Origin of the sequence: Gymnodinialimonas phycosphaerae, assembly GCF_019195455.1 — a bacterium.
Classification (GTDB): Bacteria; Pseudomonadota; Alphaproteobacteria; order Rhodobacterales; family Rhodobacteraceae; genus Gymnodinialimonas; species Gymnodinialimonas phycosphaerae.
Map to the genome: position 1 here is coordinate 256,875 of NZ_JAIMBW010000001.1, position 18,403 is coordinate 275,277.

The 18,403-nt window shown below is 64.4% G+C and carries 16 protein-coding genes; 11 read left to right on the forward strand and 5 right to left on the reverse strand.

What is annotated here, in order from left to right; genetic code table 11:
* The first annotated feature begins 35 nt into the window (after nucleotides 1-35).
* From KUL25_RS01305 to KUL25_RS01320, 4 genes are read left to right on the forward strand one after another with little or no spacing between them, the layout of a single operon-like run.
* On the forward strand, nucleotides 36-1,502 hold the full coding sequence (locus KUL25_RS01305; protein ID WP_257891270.1) for a xylulokinase: 1,467 nt from the start codon (nucleotides 36-38) through the stop codon (nucleotides 1,500-1,502).
* Between the two features lie 29 nt (nucleotides 1,503-1,531).
* Complete coding sequence (locus tag KUL25_RS01310; protein WP_257891271.1) at nucleotides 1,532-2,440, forward strand: substrate-binding domain-containing protein; 909 nt, start codon at nucleotides 1,532-1,534, stop codon at nucleotides 2,438-2,440.
* 39 nt (nucleotides 2,441-2,479) lie between these two features.
* Nucleotides 2,480-3,976, forward strand: coding sequence for a sugar ABC transporter ATP-binding protein (locus KUL25_RS01315; protein ID WP_257891272.1), 1,497 nt, complete (start codon nucleotides 2,480-2,482; stop codon nucleotides 3,974-3,976).
* A complete protein-coding gene (locus KUL25_RS01320) occupies nucleotides 3,976-4,938 on the forward strand; it encodes an ABC transporter permease (RefSeq protein ID WP_257891273.1) in 963 nt (320 codons plus the stop codon). The genes KUL25_RS01315 and KUL25_RS01320 overlap by 1 nt, the downstream gene beginning before the upstream one ends.
* Nucleotides 4,939-4,943: 5 nt before the next feature.
* On the opposite strand, the gene KUL25_RS01325 is transcribed toward KUL25_RS01320, so the two are convergent.
* From KUL25_RS01325 to KUL25_RS01335, 3 genes are all read right to left on the reverse strand, one after another.
* On the reverse strand, nucleotides 4,944-5,984 hold the full coding sequence (locus KUL25_RS01325; RefSeq protein WP_257891274.1) for an aromatic ring-hydroxylating dioxygenase subunit alpha: 1,041 nt from the start codon (nucleotides 5,982-5,984) through the stop codon (nucleotides 4,944-4,946).
* A 153-nt stretch (nucleotides 5,985-6,137) separates the two neighbouring features.
* Complete coding sequence (locus KUL25_RS01330; RefSeq protein WP_257891275.1) at nucleotides 6,138-8,189, reverse strand: S8/S53 family peptidase; 2,052 nt, start codon at nucleotides 8,187-8,189, stop codon at nucleotides 6,138-6,140.
* Between the two features lie 35 nt (nucleotides 8,190-8,224).
* A complete protein-coding gene (locus KUL25_RS01335; protein ID WP_257891276.1) occupies nucleotides 8,225-9,229 on the reverse strand; it encodes a phosphatase PAP2 family protein in 1,005 nt (334 codons plus the stop codon).
* A 48-nt stretch (nucleotides 9,230-9,277) separates the two neighbouring features.
* On the opposite strand from KUL25_RS01335, the gene KUL25_RS01340 reads away from it, so the two are divergent.
* The 6 genes from KUL25_RS01340 to KUL25_RS01365 all read left to right on the forward strand — a co-directional run bounded on the left by KUL25_RS01340 (nucleotide 9,278) and on the right by KUL25_RS01365 (nucleotide 14,611).
* On the forward strand, nucleotides 9,278-9,529 hold the full coding sequence (locus KUL25_RS01340) for a hypothetical protein (RefSeq protein WP_257891277.1): 252 nt from the start codon (nucleotides 9,278-9,280) through the stop codon (nucleotides 9,527-9,529).
* A 143-nt stretch (nucleotides 9,530-9,672) separates the two neighbouring features.
* Nucleotides 9,673-11,157 carry a tetratricopeptide repeat protein gene (locus tag KUL25_RS01345; RefSeq protein ID WP_257891278.1) on the forward strand — a complete coding sequence of 495 codons (1,485 nt, stop codon included), beginning with the start codon at nucleotides 9,673-9,675 and terminating at the stop codon, nucleotides 11,155-11,157.
* A 704-nt stretch (nucleotides 11,158-11,861) separates the two neighbouring features.
* On the forward strand, nucleotides 11,862-12,017 hold the full coding sequence (gene pufB / locus KUL25_RS01350; RefSeq protein ID WP_068357824.1) for a light-harvesting antenna LH1, beta subunit: 156 nt from the start codon (nucleotides 11,862-11,864) through the stop codon (nucleotides 12,015-12,017).
* Between the two features lie 15 nt (nucleotides 12,018-12,032).
* Entirely contained in the window at nucleotides 12,033-12,359 is a 327-nt protein-coding gene (locus KUL25_RS01355) for a light-harvesting protein (RefSeq protein WP_257891279.1), read from the forward strand.
* A gap of 134 nt (nucleotides 12,360-12,493) precedes the next feature.
* Nucleotides 12,494-13,891, forward strand: coding sequence for a PucC family protein (locus tag KUL25_RS01360; RefSeq protein ID WP_257891280.1), 1,398 nt, complete (start codon nucleotides 12,494-12,496; stop codon nucleotides 13,889-13,891).
* Nucleotides 13,892-13,960: 69 nt separating this feature from the next.
* Nucleotides 13,961-14,611: a hypothetical protein gene (locus tag KUL25_RS01365; protein ID WP_257891281.1), complete on the forward strand. Its 651-nt coding sequence runs from the start codon at nucleotides 13,961-13,963 to the stop codon at nucleotides 14,609-14,611.
* Between the two features lie 18 nt (nucleotides 14,612-14,629).
* On the opposite strand, the gene KUL25_RS01370 is transcribed toward KUL25_RS01365, so the two are convergent.
* A complete protein-coding gene (locus KUL25_RS01370; protein ID WP_257891282.1) occupies nucleotides 14,630-15,526 on the reverse strand; it encodes a hydrogen peroxide-inducible genes activator in 897 nt (298 codons plus the stop codon).
* A 133-nt stretch (nucleotides 15,527-15,659) separates the two neighbouring features.
* On the opposite strand from KUL25_RS01370, the gene katG reads away from it, so the two are divergent.
* Nucleotides 15,660-17,861 (forward strand): catalase/peroxidase HPI, encoded by a 2,202-nt coding sequence (katG, locus tag KUL25_RS01375; protein ID WP_257891283.1) that lies wholly within the window; start codon nucleotides 15,660-15,662, stop codon nucleotides 17,859-17,861.
* 150 nt (nucleotides 17,862-18,011) lie between these two features.
* Here the strand turns inward: katG and KUL25_RS01380 are convergent, their stop codons facing one another.
* Nucleotides 18,012-18,395: a DUF1801 domain-containing protein gene (locus KUL25_RS01380; protein ID WP_257891284.1), complete on the reverse strand. Its 384-nt coding sequence runs from the start codon at nucleotides 18,393-18,395 to the stop codon at nucleotides 18,012-18,014.
* Nucleotides 18,396-18,403 lie beyond the last annotated feature (8 nt).

Consider the following 18,403-nt stretch of genomic DNA (forward strand, 5'->3'; position numbering starts at 1 on the left):
TGCGAAAGGATAGCGATACGCAAGCGGAGGGAACGATGGCGCGCAGATTGATCTTGGGAATTGATGTCGGGACGACCTCTGTCAAGGCGGGGCTGCTGGACACGAATGGTGCACAGGTCGCGGCGTTCTCCGAGCGCTATGACACCGCGCGGTCGGGCGACAACGTAGTAGAACAGGACCCCCGCGACTGGACGCGCCTGATCGATGCGGCCATCGCGCAGTTCGTCGGGGCGGGCTTCGGACCCGATATCGCGGCGATCGGACTGACTTCGCAGGTCAACACCCACGTTTTCGTGGGCGCGGACGGCGTGCCGTTGATGCCTGCAGTGGTTTGGCAGGACACCCGTGCAGTTGCCGAGGCCGCCGCATTGGATGCCCGCGTTACGGCAGACCAGAAGATCGGTTGGTGGGGCGCGCCGATGCCGATCGATGCCAGCCACGCGCTGTCGCGAATGGCGTGGGTCGCGCGGCATCGGCCCGAGGTTTGGGACGCCACCGCCCGGGTGCTTCTGCCCAAGGATTACTGCATCGCGCATCTGACCGGCGACACCTCAACGGACCCTTTGTCCGCTATCGGCCTTGTCGACAGCAATTTGCACTATATCCCCGAGGTCTTGGCCCTCGTCCCCGGCGCGGCCGAGCGGATGGCACCCCTGATCCCGGTGACCGACAGTGCCGGGATCGCGCGCGGACTGCTTAAGGGGCGGCCCGTGGCGTCGGGAACGATGGACGCCTGGGCGGGCTTGGTGGGGGCAGGGGGCGCGCAGGAGGGCTCGACCGTCTATCTTTCCGGCACCAGCGAGATCCTTGGGATCTCGTCGCGCACCGTTGTGCCGACCCCCGGCGTGATCGTGTTCCCGCAATGCGCAGGCATCCGGCTACATGCGGCCCCGACGCAATCGGGCGGCGACGCGGCCGCATGGTTCGCGGCCCTCGCAAGGATCAGCCTTGAACAGATGTCTGCGATGGCCGCGCGGGCCACAACGTCGCCGCTGTTCCTGCCGCAGCTGGAGGGGGAGCGCGCGCCGCTTTGGGACGGCGATTTGCGGGCCGCCTTCCTTGGTGTCTCGCGCCAGACCAGCCAAGCCGACCTTGCGCGCGCTGTGTTCGAGGGTGTGAGCTTCTCGGCGCGGCACGGGTTGGAGGCGCTGCAAACCTCTGCCGACACACGCAGTGACACGATTACCTGTGGCGGCGGAGGCTTTCGGTCGGACATCTGGGCGCAGATCCGCGCTGATGTTCTGGGGACAGAATTACATGTCCTGGACGCGGCGGAACCCGGTGTGCTGGGCGCGGCCACAATCGCCGCGATCAGCGCAAGCGACTATGCGGACGCGGCGGACGCGCAGGCCGCCCTTGCGCGGTTCGGGCGCCGCTTCGCGCCGGATGCGAAGGCCCACGCCCGCTACGACGATCGCTTCGCGCTCTACAAAGATGCCATTGAGGGGATCGCGGGATTGACCGCGCGTCTGTCTAGGATACCGTTGGGCGAACGGCGTTAACGCCGGATAATTCCTCGGAGGAGACACCCATGAAGACGACCCTTATCGCGGCATCCATGCTGGCGCTTGCTGCCGGCGGCGCCCTTGCGCAGAACGTGGCCGTGATCACACCCTATCTCGCGCAGCCCGGCACGCAGGCCTATGTGGAGGGGTTTGAGGCCTCTGCCGCCGAGCGTGGCTGGGATGTCAACGTCGTGGACACCGCCGGTGACGTGGCCGCCGCGATCGCCCGCATCGAGGATGCAGTGGTCCAGGGCGTCGACGCCATCGTGATCAACGTCGATCCGGCGCAGGTTACCGCAGGCCTTTTGGCGGCGGCGGATGCGGGCATTCCCGTGGTCGGCATGGACGCCGGAAGCGACCCGTTGGTGGCGGTCAACGTCACGTCGAATGGCTACGCGATGGCGGCGGAAACCTCGGTCTACCTCGCCAACCGGATCGACGGTGAAGGGGCGGTCGTGATGTTTGTCTTCGACGCTTTCCCGCCCGTGCAGCTTCGCGGCGTGGTGGCCGATGCGGTCTTTGGCAACTTCCCCGATATCGAAGTGCTGGATCGCGTGACCCCTGACGTGTCCGATGGCGGTATCGCCGACAGCCGCGCGCGGATGGAAGCCATCCTTGCCGCCAATCCCGAGCCGGGCTCCATCGCCGGGGTCTGGGCCGCCTGGGATCAACCGGCCTTGGGCGCGCTGCAAGCTATCGAGGACGCGGGCCGCGCCGACGAGGGTATCGTGATCACCGGCATCGATGCCAATCCGCAGGCCCGCGATGCCATCGCCATGGGGGGCAATTTCGAGGCCTCCATCGCGCAGGACTTCACCGGGATCGGTGCGGCAGCAGCGCAGGTGGTCGAGGGGCTTTTGGCCGGTGAGGACCAGCGTGAAAGCGTGATTTTCGTACCAACGCAGTTCGTGACAGTCGCCAACGCCACTGAATAGGGCACAAGCCGGGGCCGCTATATGGCCCCGCTGTTCTCCATGTCACTGATATCTTTGGAACATTTGTCGAAGTCCTACGCCGGGGTGCCTGCGCTCAGCGATGTGTCGCTGGCGTTGCGGGGCGGTCGTGTGCATGCCTTGATGGGCGAAAACGGGGCGGGCAAATCGACGCTGATAAAGCTTCTCGCGGGTGTCGTGCGGGCGGATCGGATGCAGGTGACGCGCGACGGGGTGCCCGTGCCCTTGACCCATGCCCAACATGCCCACGCGGCGGGCTTTCGCTTCATCCATCAAGAGCTGAACATCGTCCCCCAGATCTCGGTGGCCGAGAATATTCTTTTGGGTCAGCGCCTTCCACGCCGTTTCGGCCTTGCCGTCGACTGGCGCGCGGTGCGGGCGGCAGCGTCCGAGGCCTTGGCTACGCTGGGCGCCGATCATATCGACGTGCGCACGCTGGCCGGGGATCTGCCCGCGGGGGAGAAGATGCTGACCAAGATCGCCGCAGCACTTGTGTCTGACGGCGCGGCACCGTCGCTTTATGTGCTCGATGAGCCGACGGCAGCCCTGACGGGGGCGGAATCCGAGATGCTTTTTGACGTCATCGCCCGCCTGAAGGCGCGGGGCGCAGCGGTGCTTTACGTGTCCCATCGTCTGGATGAAGTGCTGCGGATTTGCGATGATGTCACCGTCCTGCGCGATGGGCGCCATGTCTCGACGGGGCCGGTGGCCCAGACCTCCAAGGCGCAGATCATTCACGACATGACGGGCCGCGAGGGGACGGACACCTACCCCGCCCGCGCCACGGCGATCGGGGACAAGGTGGTGGCAAGGGTGCGCAATGTCGGCACGAAACGCCTTGCTGGCCTTAACTTCGATTTGCGCGAGGGGGAGATCCTGGGCGTCACCGGCCTGTCGGAGGCCGGGCAAAGCCAGTTCCTGCAGTTGTTTCTGGGCCAGGAGCGCGTCGTCACAGGCAAGGCGACGTTTCACGGAGCGCCTTTGCAGTGCAGCCCGGCGCGGGCCTGGGACGCGGGCGTTGCCTACATCCCGCGCGAACGGCGCGCGGAGGCGTTGATGTTGGACCGCAGCATTCGCGACAACATCGTCTTGCCGCATCTGCGCGACTACGGCGCGCTGGCCAACAAACGGGCCGAGACCCGCGATGCCCGGGACATGTCGTCCAAGACGCGCCTCAAGTGCGATGGCCCCGACCAGCCCGTGGGGCAACTGAGCGGTGGCAACCAGCAGAAGGTCGTGTTCGCCCGGGCACTGCACGGAACGCCAAAGCTGCTGCTGCTGGACGAGCCGACGCGCGGCGTCGACGTGGGGGCGAAATACGATATCTATAGCCTCGTGCGCGCCCTCAGTGCCAAGGGCTGCCCGGTGATCCTGACGTCCAGCGACCTGCCCGAGGTGCTTGGCATGTGTGACCGGATCCTTGTGTTGCAGGGTGGGCGGCAAGCCCATCTGTTGCAGGCCGAGGGGCTGCACAGCTCTGATCTTCTGTCCTTTTTCTACACCCCCGAGGTCGCCTGATGACAAAGACGCTTCGCCAATCCGGCACGCTTGCAGGCTTCGTCGCGATCATCGTGTTCTTCGCGTGGAACCTGCCCGAGACCTTCCTGACCCCGCGCAACCTGATCAATATTACCCAGCAGCTTTCCATGTTGGCGGTCGTGGCCGCGACCATGACGATCGTGATGGTGATGAACGATTTCGACCTTTCGGTGGGTTCCATGGCAAGCCTGTCGGGTATTGTCGCGGCGATGCTGTTCGCCGCCGATTATCCGATTTGGGTAGGCCTTTTGGCGGCTGTTGGCGTCGGGTTGCTTGGGGGCCTGTTCAACGGTGTTCTCGTCTCTCTGATCGGGATATTGCCGTTCGTGGCCACCCTTGGCACGCTCACGGTGTTCAGCGGGGCCGCTTTCCTGATCAGCGATGGCCGCACGATTTTTGGCCGCGATATCCCGTCTGCGTTCTCAGGCTTTGCGCGCGGCGGGGTGCCACTTGATGCCATCGGTCTTGAAGGCATCAGCCTTCCGTTCCTGACCCTTACCGCGGCGTGCGTCATCGCGATTTGCTGGTTCACGCTGGAGCATACGACCTTCGGCCGTCGCCTTTACGCCATCGGCGGAAATGCCGAGGCCGCGCATCTGGCGGGTCTCAAGGTGAAACGTTTGCGCCTGATCGCCTTTGGCCTTACCGGCCTTGGTGCGGCGATCGCGGGGCTGATGTTTGCCGCGCGCGTGGCCTCTGCCAATCCGACGCAGGGCTCGGGCCTGATGCTGGACGCCATTGCCGCCGTTTTCCTTGGCATGACCATGAGCCGCCGGGGCGAGCCGCGCGTCCTTTACACCCTCGTGGGGGTGTTGATGCTGGGGATCCTCGACAACGGGCTGACGCAGATGCAGGTGGACAGCTATGTGCGTGAGATCCTGGTCGGCCTTATCGTTATTTCCGCCGTCGCCGTGGCGTCGCTGTCGAAGGCGCGCCGCTAGGGCTACTACTCCGCCATCTGCGCGTCGACCTGCTGTTCCTCGTTGATCAGCGCCTGCAACTGCCGCCGAAACCGCAATTGCCCGCCATCGATGGGCAAATCTATATGGGGCGAGGTCTTGGTGCTCATTCCGATCTGCACCTGGTTGAGGACCTCGCGATCCTCTTCGAAGGCGTGTTGGACGTCGTCGCTCATCATCTGGGATAGTTCGGCGTCATCGGGGCGAATGTTGCGCAATTGGAACCAATAGTAGCGGGTCTCTGACTCCGTGGTTGGAGTCATGAAATTGTAGCTGTCCATGATGAAGGTCTGCGGGTGCAGCGGGCCGTCCGGCCCCCCGGTCCCTGCGGGGGTGAAGACCGCGCGCACCAGCGCGTGCGAGGGATAGCGCACCTCATAATGCTGAAGCCGGTCGCAGTTGCCCTCGAACTCCACCACCTTCTTGTAGAACGGCGCGGGTTCGTGATCCATCATCCAGCGGTGCACGATGACGCCCGTGTCGGTTTTCGTCACGCGCAGGGGCGTGTCCTTGGTGGCGGCGGCGGCGAAGCTGGATTGGTGGACCCAGGCCACGTGGGTGGGGTCCAGCAGGTTGTCGCACATCAGTAGGTAGTTGCAGTTCAGCTCCATGGCGGCGCCACGGTTGATGCCCCAGTCGGGGTTGTCGTAGTTCTCGATCTCGAAGATGTCCGAGGGATCGGCAAGCGCCGGATTGCCCATCCAGATCCAGATCAACCCGTATTTCTCGGCCAGCGGATAGGCGTGGACGCGGGCGTTTGACGGGATGCGGCCCGCGCCGGGGGCCCAAACGCACTGGCCCGCGCAGTCGAACGTCAGCCCGTGGTAGCCACATTCGACCGTATCGCCCTTGATCCGGCCTTTGGACAGCGGCAGCTTGCGGTGGGGGCAGGCGTCTTCCAGGGCGACGAGGTCACCGCCTTGGGTGCGGAAGATACACACCTTTTCCCCCAGCACGAGGATCTGTTGCAGATCCTGCGTGACCTCGTGGTCCCAAGCGGCCACATACCAGGCGTTTTTCAGAAACATCGGGTTCTCCCTCAGCGCACAAGGTGCCTTTGGGTGGGCAGGCGCGCAAGGGATCGGCGCCAAAAAATTGCCCGGCAGTCAAGGGGATGACTGCCGGGCGGATAAGAAGCACGTGAAGAGGTCGCGCGCCTATGAACCGATGCCCCACTGGAATTAACGGGCACCGGGTCCCAATAGCACCCGCGCGCCTGAGCGTTCGGGTGTGTAGCTGTCCTTGAAATAACTTGCGGTTGAATTTGCGGCCTCCGCGACAAGTGCGTCGCGCAGGGGAGAGATACCGGGCTGCGCAAGTTCCTGCGCGATCCAGCGCGCCACCTGGGGTGCGGCGGCGGACGTGCCGGAAAGGCGCATGCGCGCGCCGGAATGTGTGCTCGCGCCCAGAACGCCGGGCAAGGCGGCGCTGAGTTCGGAGACGGCGGCGATATCGACGCCGTCGAAGGGATTGGCGGGGTCGCCTGCACCGCTGAAGACCGACGCCGCGATGGTGTGGTTTTCGGCAATCTCGCGGCGGTCGAGGTTGGAGGCCCGCACGGAGCCCACGCGAATGGTATGGGCGCCCGAACTGATCGCGCTCAAGGTGCCTCGGCGCAGGACCCACGCGTCGTCGCTGTCGGCCTGATCGGCGCGCCCGTCGGGGCGCACGGCGCGGTATCGCGGGTCTTCCAGACGCGACTGGCGACCGTAGGGACGGAACCCGAAAGGGGTGTCATTGCGCTGACACCGCACGGTCACGGTTTCGGGTGCGGCGGTGTCTTCATTCCAAAGGCGCACCTCCCAATTGCCCGCAGGCAGGGTGGCGTCGGTTTGGGCGAAACCAGCGGCGTCGAGCGCTTGTTCAAACACCGATGGCGCCAGCACAAGGGTCAGTTTCAACTGCACGCTGATCTCGCGGCTGTCCTTGTCCATGGTCTTGCGGCCAAAACTGACAAGCGCCTCGTGGTAGGTCATGGCAACCGTGCGGTCGCCATCCGTCAGCGGTACGCCGTGGAAGAAATTCACCGGGTCCGGCGGCAGTTCGATCCAGTCGCGCGCCTGGGGCGGGCGCAATTCCAGCCGGAGGGGGGAGGGCAGGGCGGACAGAGACTCGATTACTTGCCGACGCTGTTTGGCATTCAGCCCGCCCTTGACGCCCTTCACCCCCTCCAGCCCGTAGGTCTCAGAACTGGTGGTGCGTTCCGGCCACCAGAATTCGACCACGGTGGGTGCCTTGTTTTCAGGTTGATGCCGCACGATGAGCGGGTGCGCGGGCACCTCGGCCTGGGTCGCGCTGACCTGCTGCTCGCCGTGGGTGCGATCCATGTGACTGTTGCCTGACGGCAGCACGACCCAGACGGGAATGCCATGGTCTTTCCACATGGCCTTCACGGCGTCGTCGATCCATTCCTCTAAGGCTGCGCGACCGCGCAAGGCACTGGCGTAGATCCCGTAAGAAAAGTTGAGCACCACGGGCACCCGGTCGCCGTCCGCGGGCTGCAACCGCACGGCCCGGTCGAGGATGTATGCCATGGCATGGGTCACGAATGGCGCCATGAAAGCGCCCGAGGCGTTTTGCGTCGCGTGACGCGCCAGTTGCACCGCCACGATGGGGCGGCGCAAGGCCATGTCGGCGGGAACCTCGCCAAGATCATTGGCGCGGGTGTCGTCACAGTCGTATCCCGTCGCGAGGTCCATCACATGGGTGCCATGGGTTAACGCCCGGGCGACGGCACGCGACATTTCGGAGTTGCGGTAGGCAAAGTCCGGGTCGGGGAAGGCCCCGTCAGGATAGGTGAAAAGGCTGGTGTTGATCTCGGCCTCGGTCCAGTCGTGGCCGAAGGGCAGGGTGTATCCGTCTGCAGAGCCTGATCCGACCCGGGTGTTGCCGCAGGTGGCGTCCTGGTTCCAGAAAGCGGCCATGCGGGTCTGGTACTGACCGTTCGGGCCGGGCTTCAGAAACCGCGCGTTGGCGAAGGCCAGGCCGTCATCGATGATCCCCATGATGACCGTTTGTGGCAGAGGGTCGAGGGGGGGGACATCGCCTTGATCCTTGCGCGGATCGATGCAGCAGGCATGGGGAAGCACGGGCGCGGTTTCATCGGGATGGGCCGTGTAGACCTCGCGGTCCACGGGTGTCACCACGGGGGGGGGCAGGTCGCCCGCCAGCATCCGCTGCCACCAGTCGCTGGTGGGCGATTGCACGGTGTCGGCCTTGCCGCCTCCGTCCATGCGCGTTGCTATGCCCCAGGACCACACCATACCCGCTATCCCTGTGCCTGGGGGGCTGTGGCGGTGGTCCATTCGGCCTTGGCCAGTGTGTAAAGCTGGGTCAGGGCCAGCGTGGCGGGATGGGTTTGCAGCGAATAGCTGACGGGCGTGGCATAGGTGACAGAGGTGTTGGTAGAAGGATCATCGACGTTAAGGGGGTCCGACCCGAAAATCCCTTCCACACTCTCGTACGTGAAATCCGCCCCACCGTAGGTGTCGCTGGCGCAGTGCCAGCCATGGGCATGACCTGCGCTGCCCGCCATCTCCAGGATGTAGCCGCCGAGAGAGACCCCAAGGGTCGCCCCCGCCGCGCTGTCCACGGGAAAGTGGACACCCGCCGCCGTCCGGTTCTGGGCAATCCGGGCGGCGTGGCGGAGCAATTGCTGGTCCGCCAGATGGGGCCGATGCTGCGCGCAATGGGAGAGATCACGCAAGATCGTCGCGACGAGGAACGCTTCGGTCGCATGGCCGGACGGCAGGCTGCCGTGGCCAGGCGTTTGTATCATCGGCTGGATCTGCGCCGAGAATTCATTGGGACGGCGGCAGGCCAGCAGGTGCTTGCATTGCATCTCGATCAGGGAAATCGCCTCCAGCGCCGTCTGGATCAACTCATAGGTCCAGCGGTGGCGGCCCGGATGCAGCGGCAGAACCGCGCCGAAGGGCGTGATCAGGTCGGTCAGTTCCGACAGGATTTCCGCCGTCCGTTCCGAACGTTGATCGGCGTAATACTCCAAGTAGTTCAGTTGCTTGGCGAAAGTCTCGACGCCGGGGCGATCTAGTCGTGCAATCTCGGTGCCGTCGTGCAGGCCGACGCTGACGGCGTCCGGTGTGCCGCTGACGGGACGCACGGCCAGCGTCGCCGCGATTTCCTGCACGATGATCATCACGCGCACATCCGCCGACCAGGTGTGCAGGTTGGCAGGGTCGTTGAACGCAAGCGGTTTGGGTTGCGGGCCGGCCTGATCCCAGGTCCAGGGCCCCGCCGTCGTGGCATGCCCCATGATCAGCGCCGCGGCGGCGGAACTTGGCGCGCCAGAGGAGGACGAAAATTGCCCGTGCTGGCCATGTTGCCCGTGCTGACCATGTTGCCCGTGCTGACCATGCTGACCATGTTGGCCGTGCTGACCGTGTTGGCCGTGCTGACCATGATGGCCATGCGCCAAGGAGGAAAAGCTGCTCGTCGTCATCGCATCCCACTCAAAATTTACCTAACGTCAGGCAAACGGGCCGTGCGCTCTGGTTTTTGTCAACAAAGCGTTAATTTGCGTGTTACAAACGGGGAGCATTTAACACTTTTTTAACGGTCTTCATGGGGACCTGAAGACGCCAGAGGGGAGGGATGATGACGGAAAACGCCTACAAACTCACCCTCATCGGCCCTTTCCGGCTTGAGTCTCCTGCCGGTGGCGTCATTGAAATCAAAGGAAAAAAGTCGCGTGCAATCTTGGCCGCGCTGGGCACGGGACGCGACCAGGCGCGGGCGCGGTCGTGGCTGCAAGAGCATCTCTGGAGTGACAGGGGCGCCTCGCAGGCGGCTAACAGCTATCGCCAGTGCATTCTGGAAATCCGCCGGGCGCTGGGGGCCGATAGCGACCTTCTGGTGGCGGGCCCGCAGATGCTGGGGCTGGACCCGAACCGCCTTTGGGCGGATGCCGCCGACGACGATCATCTGACCCGATTGGCCGCGATCCCCGGCGAAGCGCCGCAGTTCCTTGCCGATCTGACGATCCGCGATCCCGCGTTCGCGCGCTGGCTGGCGGATCGCCGCGCCTATTTCGAGCGTCGCCTCTCGCCCGTTCCCGCGCCGACGCCACCGCCCCTGCAGCGGCCCATCGTCATTCGGGGGCGCCCTGATGGCGCGGCGCAGGCGCAGATCTACAATGCGGTGCTGCAAGACCTGATCTGCAAAAGCATCGACGACAGCGGCAAGGTGCATCTGCTTGATGAAACCTCGATGCCCGGCCTTTCCCGCGCGGATGCGGAGCGCGCCTTTCGCGTGCAGGTCAGCTCGGTCGATGCGGGTGGTGCCAAGGGGGTGTCGGTCAACCTGACCCGTTCGCTTGATGGAACGATCTTCACCAACCTTATCCGCCTGTCTGACACCATCGACATGATTGATCTGGTCAATGAAGCGGTGGAGCAATCGCTTGACGAAATCGCCAGCTACGATGCGCGATTGCCCGTCGCGCGGATCGCCACGGCGATGTGCTTCCGGGCGATGCGGTCGGTCACGGACTACGCGCCCGCCACCATCGCGGCGGCCGACGATCTGATCGCCAAGGCCTACGAGGTCGACGCGCAGCCAGTGTTCTTGGCCTGGCGCGCCTATCTGCGCACCTTTCTGTTGGGCGAGGGCGGCGGCGGCAACGCGCAGGCAATCAGCGAAGAGATGGAGCGGTTCATCAGCCTTGCCGAGGAACAAGACCCCGGCAATTCCATCGTTCTGTCGCTGGCCGCCTTCATCCGGTCCATGTGGCTGTTGTCGAATGAAGAGGCGCTGGAGCTGGCGCAGCGCAGCCATACGCTCAACCCCAGCAATCCTTACGGGATCTCGTATCTTGGCATGGTCCACACGCACCTTGGTAATTTCGAAGAGGGCTACCGCCTGACGCGCCGGGCGAATGCATTGGCGGTGCCGCGCGGCGCGAAATCCTCGATCCGCTATGTCGCCATGCGCTCGGCCGCTTGCGCGGGGCGCTATACGGAGGCGATCAAGATCGGCGAGGCCCTGGGCCGTGACGCGCCGCATTTCCTGGCGCCCAAGCGGTTGATGGGGATGCTCTACATGAAGTGTGGACGGGTCGCGGATGCGGAAGCCATGGTCGAGACCCTGCGTGTCCACGAGCATGATTACAGCATGGAGAAGATGCGCGACGCTTTCCGCGCCTCACCTCTGTTGCACCGCTCCAAGCTGGGCAAAACCGGGTAACAGGCTTGCGTGGCGGTTGTTGGAAACCTGCCACCCGACCCGCGTTTGCAAGTGAAATCCTCAAGAGAATCGCAGCCATTCCGGGGTTTGCCGCAGGGCTCGGTGCCCCTTTCCGGGATATCGCGCGCACGTCCACCACTATCCCGGACCAGATGTCTGCGACAGGGCGCGGGGTGAGTGTTGTACCAGAACGCATTGCGGGTGCGGGCCGGTGGGTGACGCGCCGAATGCCCCCCTGCGCCAGATTTGAAACACGTCGCACAAGCGCCCTCCCTTTGCGGGCATCGGAGGGGTGGGGACGGGCCCCAAATGTCCGGGATATCCTTCTGGCATTGTGATTAGCGGCTTGCGACGCTTCACGCGCCGCCGCGCCCGCGTTCGGCAAGGACACGGCCCGTGGCGGTCGGTTTGGTCGTTCTGCGGAGGGGCTTGCGGGGCGGCAATGTGGAGGGCATCGCGCCACCGTGAGGCCCGCGAGCATCTCCGCTTGCCCGTCGCAGACGCGTAAGGGCACGCCATTCCCGCATCACCTAATAGTCAAAACCTATGTGTCAACTGTGATTTACAGTTGACCTGTCAGCTATATGTGACATTCTGTCGGGTGAAGGACCCGGCCCGAAGTCTTTTTTGCCGGGGCCCTCGCTCGCCGGTTTTGGGGCGCGAGTTCCAAGGCCAAAACTCTATAGCAAGAGGAAGGGAACATCATGACTGATGATCCAGATAAAGTCTGGCCCACGGGTCTGACCCTCAAAGAGGCCGAAGAGGTGCATAGCTACCTCATCGACGGTACACGCGTGTTTGGGGGGATCGCTCTGGTCGCCCACTTCCTCGTCGCCGTCTCCACGCCTTGGCTGGGCTAACGGGAGCAAGATCACATGAATAACTCAAAGATCTGGCTCGTCGTGAAGCCCACTGTCGGTGTTCCGCTGTTTCTGTCAGCGGTTGCCGTCGGTTCGTTCGCAGTGCACGTCGCTGTCGTAAGCAACACCTCCTGGGTGTCCGATTTCCTGTCTGGACAGGAATTGGGATCCGGCATGGCCGCGCTTGCGACCGACGCGCAGGTTATTCCTGCAAGCGCCGTGACGGCTGACACGCCGATGTATCTTGACGCCGCCCTGACCGACGGCGCAACGGTTGTCCTGCCCGATGGCCGGACAGCTCGGCTTGTGATCGAGGACCCGATCACGCTTGCCTCCAACTGACTGACCTCGGACGCGGCGCCTTCGTGGGCGGCTCGTCTTTTACGACCGGGGGATAGAAGCGCGAGACGCTTCTTGACCCGGCCCGGTTTTCAAGAGTTATGGCGGCCCCTACCTGCGCCGTCGCAAGGGGCTGTATGTCCGGTTTCAAGAACAATCTGCTGAAACGCATCGCCGGGGTCACGCCCCGGTATCTGCCGTTCGCGGATGTGGCCAGTGACGATGTCCCGCTCTCCCGTCTTCTTCGTTTGTCCCTGTTTCAGGTCTCGGTCGGTATGGCGCTGGTGCTGCTGGTGGGCACGCTTAACCGTGTCATGATTGTCGAGCAGGGGGTTCCGGCCTCGCTGGTGGCGATCATGCTGGCGCTGCCGTTGGTGTTCGCGCCGTTTCGCGCGCTGATCGGCTTCAAGTCCGACCAACACCGCAGCGCATTGGGATGGCGGCGGGTGCCGTTCATCTGGAAAGGCACGATGCTGCAATTCGGCGGCTTCGCGATCATGCCCTTCGCGCTTCTGGTCCTTTCGGGCTACGATCAGGCCGCTGACGCGCCGCTGTGGATCGGCCACACCTTCACGGCGATTGCGTTCCTTTTGGTGGGGGCGGGGGTGCATACCGTCCAGACCGTCGGGCTGGCGCTGGCCACCGATCTGGTGCCCGAGGAGGATCAGCCAAAGGTCGTGGGCCTGATGTATGTGATGCTGTTGGTCGGCATGATCGTCAGCGCCATCGTATTCGGCTGGCTGCTCGCCGACTACACCGCAGGTCGCTTGGCACAGGTGGTCCAAGGGGCGGCGGTTGTGACCGTGGCCCTGAACCTTGCCGCGCTCTGGAAGCAAGAGCCCCGCGACCGGGGGCGCGCGGCCTCACCGCCGCCGACCGAGACGTTTCTGGCCGCCTGGTCTGTCTTCGCGTCGCGCGAAGGCACCAAACGCCTGCTGATCGTCATCGCCCTTGGCACGATGGCCTACGGTATGGCCGAGGTTTTGTTGGAGCCCTATGGCGGCCAGGTCCTTGATATGTCGGTCGCGATGACCACGCGCCTGACCGCCGTGCTGGCGGCGGGCAGCCTGTTGGGATTCTGGTTTGCCAGCTACGTGTTGCTGCGCGGGGCCGAGCCGCTGAACGTCGCCACCTATGGTGCCGCCATCGGCGTGCCGGGCTTCATCGCCATCACCGCGGCTGCGCAACTGGGCGGCATCGTGCTGTTTACGGCCGGCGTTTTTGCCGCTGGCGTCGGGGCGGGCCTTTTCGGCCACGGCACCTTGACGGCGACGATGCGGCGCGCGCCGCGCGAACAGATCGGCCTGGCGCTCGGCGCATGGGGGGCGGTGCAGGCGACGGCTGCGGGCATCGCGATCGCGGCGGGCGGTATCATTCGGGATATCATCCTGGCCTTGCCTGGCGGCGCGGACCTGCGCCCGGCGACGCCCTATATCCCGGTCTTCTTGCTGGAAGTCATCTTCCTGGTGGCGGCTCTTTGCGTAATTTGGCGTCTTCACGTCATGAGGTCTCGAAATCTGGGCGAAGCGCCCTAAAATAGTGAAATCGCCATGTGTCCAATGGATGCGGGGCCCAGGTAACAAAGTTGGGGAGGCTCACCTGAGATGACCACGATTGTAACACGGCTTTACGAAAACGCGGCCCATGCCGATGATGTCGTCGCCAAGCTGAAAGCCGAGGGCTTCCCCGAAAGCACCATGGATGTGATCGAGCAGGGCGGGCGCTCTGCCGAGGAAACGATCATCGCAGCCGGTGTGCCCGCCAGTGTTGCGCAGCAATATGCCCAACATCTGTCCGTGGGCCGGGGCCTTCTGGTGGTGCGCGCGCCTTTCGTGCCCTTCGGGGCCGCGAAGACGGCGATCGAGACTGCGGATATGCATCCCTCGTTCGACGCGGGTGTCGCGAATGAAAATATCCACACTCCCGAAGAGTTCGACGACCGGCGATACCTGTCGATCCTGTCAAGCCACCGCCTGTTCCTGACCAACCATCTTGACGTGGACAATGGCCTGAAGCCTCGCGGTATCTCGGCGGCCTTCGGCATCCCGACGCTATCTTATAGCCACGAGCGTAAGCGCATGCGCCCGGTCACCATCGACAAGCGCTTCGGGAACCTGTTTTTCCCGCTGCTCACGCGCCGAGGTCTGATGACCAAAAGACCGCTGATCGACAAGTTCTTCGCCCGCTTTGCGCTGCCCCACATCTGGAACCGCACGCCGCGCCGTCAGACCTCGCACTTCCGTCTGACGAACTGACCGCAGGGCGCGCCCGCGTCAGGCGGCGGGCATGATGGCCGACCGCACCACGTCGGCCATCCCTTCCAATTGACCCGACAAGGGGCTGGCCTTGCGCCAGACCATGCCGATTGTGCGCTTTGGCCGGACATGGGTGAACCGCGCGACCGAGACGTCGGCGGACCGTGTCTCGACCCCCACAGCCATATCCGGGATCAGCGTCACGCCGATGCCCGCGCCGACCATCTGCACCAGCGTCGACAGGCTGGACCCATCAAGCCCCTCGCGCGGTAGATTGGTGCGCACGTTGCAAAAACTCAGGGCCTGGTCGCGGAAGCAGTGACCCTCTTCCAGCAACAGCAGGCGCATCTGCGCCAGTGCCTCACCATCGGGCACGGGTCTGCCCTCATCGCCCGAGGGACGGACCAGCACGAATTCCTCATCATGGAGGTGTACCTCGGTCAGGGTCGGCTCGGATACCGGAAGGGCAAGGATTGCCGTATCCAGACGCCCGGCGGACAAATCCTCCAGCAAGCGCGGTGTCAGGGTTTCGCGAATGTGCAGGTCGACGTCGGGGTAATGCAGGGCCAGGGCGCCTATGATGCGGGGCAGCAGGTAGGGGGCTATGGTGGGGATCACGCCCAGGCGCAAGCGCCCCGTCAGCCCGCCCCGCGCGGCGCGGGCGAGGTCACCAAGCTCGTCGACCGCGCGCAGGATTGCCTTGGCGCGGGTCAGCACGGCCTCTCCGAACCCCGTCAGGCGCACGCTGCGTGGGGTGCGTTCAAACAGCGGCAGCCCGAAGGCTTCCTCCAACTCCTTGATCTGCATGGAAAGCGCGGGTTGCGTCACGCTGCAGGCCGCCGCCGCCTGGCCGAAATGGCCGTGCTGTGCCAGCGCTTCGACGTAGCGCAATTGCTTGAGGGTCAGGTTTATCATCAGGTGACCTTATCACGGCTATCAGAATATCCAACTGTAGCTAATCGATTTGCGGTGTTAGAATGGTCCTATAATGCGACTCACCCCTGCGGGAGGCGCACCCAAAAGACGCAATCAGTGGAGAGAGAATATGATGGACGGATCCCCAATTTCAGGTCGCTGCCCGGTCATGCATGGCGAAGGCCAGCGCCCCATGGGCACCACCGCCAACCAGCATTGGTGGCCGAACCAATTGAACCTCAAGCCGCTGTCGGCGAACTCCGAAAAGCTGAACCCGATGGGCGAAGGCTTTGATTACGCGGAAGCTTTCGAGAAGCTGGATCTGTGCGCCGTGAAGGCGGACATCGCCGAATGTCTCAAGGACAGCAAGGATTGGTGGCCTGCGGATTACGGCCACTATGGCCCACTGATGATCCGCATGGCGTGGCACTCTGCCGGGACCTACCGCACCTTTGACGGCCGTGGTGGCGCAGGCACCGGCACGCAACGTTTTGCGCCGCTGAACTCCTGGCCCGACAACGGCAACCTCGACAAGGCGCGCCGCATCCTGTGGCCGATCAAGGAAAAGTATGGCCGCAACCTGTCCTGGGCTGACCTGATGATCCTGGCCGGTAACGTCGCGCTGGAAGACATGGGCTTTGAGACCTTCGGTTTCGCGGGCGGGCGCGCTGATGTGTGGGAGCCCGAGGAGGACATCTACTGGGGCCCCGAGACCGAGTGGCTGGCCACATCGGACATGGAGAACACCCGCTACGGTGAGAAGCGTGAGCTGCACAACCCGCTGGCCGCCGTGCAGATGGGCCTGATCTACGTCAACCCCGAGGGCCCCGACGGTAACCCCGATCCGCTGGCCTCGGCCTTTGACATCCGCGACACCTTCGCACGCATGGCGATGAACGACGAAGAGACGGTCGCGCTGGTTGCAGGTGGTCACACCTTCGGCAAGGCCCACGGTGCTGGCGATCCCGAGTTGGTGGGCGCAGAGCCCGAGGGCGCGGACGTGACCGAGATGGGTCTGGGCTGGAAGAATGGCTTCGAGAGCGGCAAGGGCGTGCACACCACGACCTCGGGCGTCGAAGGCCCCTGGACGCCGACGCCGACCCAGTGGGACATGTCCTACTTCGACGTGCTCTTCGGCCATGAGTGGGAGCTGACGAAATCCCCAGCAGGCGCCAACCAGTGGCGGCCCGTGGACTTTGAAAACGACCAGGCCCCGCAGGTGGACGGCAACGGCACCGTGCCGCTGATGATGACGACGGCGGACATGGCGATGCGCATGGACCCGGCTTACGAGAAGATCAGCCGGGATTTCCACGCCAATCCCGACAAGTTCGCCGATGCCTTCGCGCGGGCCTGGTACAAGCTGACCCACCGCGACATGGGGCCGATCCAGCGCTACCTGGGCGACGAAGTCCCCCAGGAAGAGCTGCTGTGGCAGGATCCGGTGACGGTGCCCCAGGGCCCGCGCATCAACGATGAGGAAATCGCCAAGCTGAAAGCGGCGATCGTAGCCTCTGATCTGACGCCGGCGGAATTGGTGCGCGTGGCCTGGGGCTCGGCGGCGTCCTACCGCGACAGCGACAAGCGGGGCGGGGCCAACGGCGCGCGCATCCGTTTGCAGCCCGCACGCGGGTGGAAGGTGAACAACCCGGAAGAGCTGGACAAGGTTCTGCCTGTGCTGGAAGGCCTCGTGGAGGCGCATAACGCCGAGCACACCATCAAGGTCACGGTGGCCGACATGATCGTGCTGGCAGGCGGCGTAGGGATCGAGATGGCCGCGCGCGAGGCGGGGCATCACGTGCACGTGCCCTTCACGCCCGGACGCGGTGACGCGACCCAAGAGCAGACGGATATCGAGGCCTACGACGTGCTGGAGCCGACGTCCGACGGCTTCCGCAACTACCACGCGACGTTCTCACTGCGGGAGCCTGCGGAAATGCTGGTCGACAAATCGGCGCTTCTGGGGCTGACGGCGCCCGAGATGACGGTGCTGGTCGGCGGCTTGCGCGCCATTGGCGCCACCTACGGCGATAGCAGGCACGGCGTGCTGACCGAGACCCCCGGCGCCTTGAACAACGCGTTCTTCAAGAACGTGTTGAGCATGGACACGGTTTGGGAGCAGACTGAGAGCGGCATTCTTGAGGGCCGCGATCGCACGACCGGAGAGGCGAAGTGGACCGCCACGGTGGTGGATCTGGTTTTCGGCTCCAACAGCCAGTTGCGCGCCTTCGCCGAAGTCTATGCCAGCGCCGATGCGGAGGCCAAGATGGTCGACGATTTCGTCGCTGCCTGGGTCAAGGTGATGGAGAACGACCGCTTCGATCTGCACCGCTGATTTGATGTAATCCTGAGGTTTGGGGCGCGCCGGGGGACTGGCGCGCCCCTTTTTATGTGTCGACGCGCAAGGCGCGCCGACCAGCTGGGGGATTTCATCCCCCAGACCCCCTAGGATATTTTGAGAACGGTGAAGGATAGGCGCGGAGCCTTATCGGCGTTTGTCGCGGTGGTAGGTGAGGGCCATGGCGGCGATTTGTTGGAAGGCGGCCTGTGGAAAGGGGCCTTGCGCAGGGAGATGGACGGCACGGGCGCCGGAGTAGGTGAACTCGGTCGGGAAGGCGTCGCGAAAGCGGTCCAGCAGATTGGTGGAGCAGGGCACGAAGAGGGTCGGTTGGCCTGCATCCACGCCCAGGCGCAGGGTGGTGCCCGCGCGTTTGGCGGGCAGGTAGGCGGGCTGGCCCCATTTCAGCGTCTCGGTCAGGGGAGCCGTGCCCGTCGCATTGGCGGCGGCGAAGATCAGCGCGCGCAGGTCCATCACGCGGGAGGGCAGGGCCGCAAGGGCCGCGGCTACATCGGGGGGCGGGTCTTCCATGGCAATAG